The following is a 1,214-nucleotide window of genomic DNA, read 5'->3' on the forward strand; positions in this document are numbered from 1 at the left end:
TGCTGCTGCGGGTCCTCGGCATCGACCCACCGGATCACGACCTCGACGTGTGGTCGTTGACCGACCTGGTGGCCTTCAGCACCAACGCGTCGGGCGGCTGCTCGATCGTCGATGCCATCACCGCGGCGCGGGAGAACGCGAAGTCGGCCCGCGAGGTGACGTCCAGCGAGATCTGGGAGTGCCTCAACACCACCTACCACGCCCTGGCCGAACGTGAGCGCGCCGCGAAACGCCTTGGGCCGCATGAATTCCTGGCGTTCATCGAGGGCCGCGCGGCGATGTTCGCCGGCTTGGCCGACTCGACGCTGTCGCGCGACGACGGATACCGGTTCATGTTGCTGGGCCGCGCGATCGAGCGGGTCGACATGACGGTGCGGCTGCTGCTGTCGCGGGTCGGCGACAGCGCGTCGTCGCCGGCGTGGGTGACCCTGCTGCGTTCGGCGGGCGCGCACGACACCTACCTGCGGACCTACCGGGGGGTGTTGGACGCGGGCCGGGTGGTCCAATTCATGTTGCTGGACCGCCTGTTTCCGCGCTCGGTGTTCTACTCGTTGAGGCTGGCCGAGGACAACCTTGACGAGCTGGTGCACAGCCCGCAGAGCCGGATCGGCGCCACCGCCGAAGCGCAGCGGTTGCTCGGGAAGGCCCGCAGCGAGCTGGAATTCGTCCAACCGGGTGTGTTGCTCGAGTCGCTGGACAGCCGCTTGGCGGGCCTGCAGCGAACCTGTCGGGATGTCGGAGAAGCGTTGTCGCTGCAGTACTTCCACGTGACTCCCTGGGTGGCGTGGTCGGACGCGGGCCAGGGTGCCCGGCTGGTCGGCAGGCAGGGCGAAAACTGATGTGGCGGCTGCGCGTGGTGCACACCACCGGCTACGCCTACCAGTCGCCGGTGACCGCCTCCTATAACGAGGCCCGCCTGACCCCGCGATCGGACACCAGGCAAAACGTCATCCTCAATCGCGTCGAAACCATCCCGGCGACTAGGTCGCACCGCTACATCGACTATTGGGGCACCGCCGTCACCGCGTTCGACCTGCACGCGCCGCACACCGATCTCACGGTGACCTCGTCGTCGGTCGTCGAGACCGAACGGGGGGAGCCGGCGGTGGCCGAGGTCAGCTGGAACGACCTGCGGTCCGAGGCCGTGATCGATCGTTTCGACGAATTGCTGCGCCCCACCGCCCACACCCCGACCGGCAAGCGCGTCGCGTCGG

At 68.3% G+C, this 1,214-nt stretch carries 2 protein-coding genes; both read left to right on the forward strand.

All coding sequences use genetic code 11. The annotated features are described in order from the left end of the window. The coding region (locus A5712_RS02355; protein ID WP_068100779.1) for an alpha-E domain-containing protein at positions 1-839 on the forward strand (839 nt) is incomplete at its 5' end. Then, on the forward strand, positions 839-1,214 hold a 376-nt coding region (locus A5712_RS02360), incomplete at its 3' end, for a transglutaminase N-terminal domain-containing protein (RefSeq protein ID WP_304528658.1). The genes A5712_RS02355 and A5712_RS02360, both read left to right, overlap by 1 nt.

Source organism: Mycobacterium sp. E2327 (assembly GCF_001672675.1).
Classification (GTDB): domain Bacteria; phylum Actinomycetota; class Actinomycetes; order Mycobacteriales; family Mycobacteriaceae; genus Mycobacterium.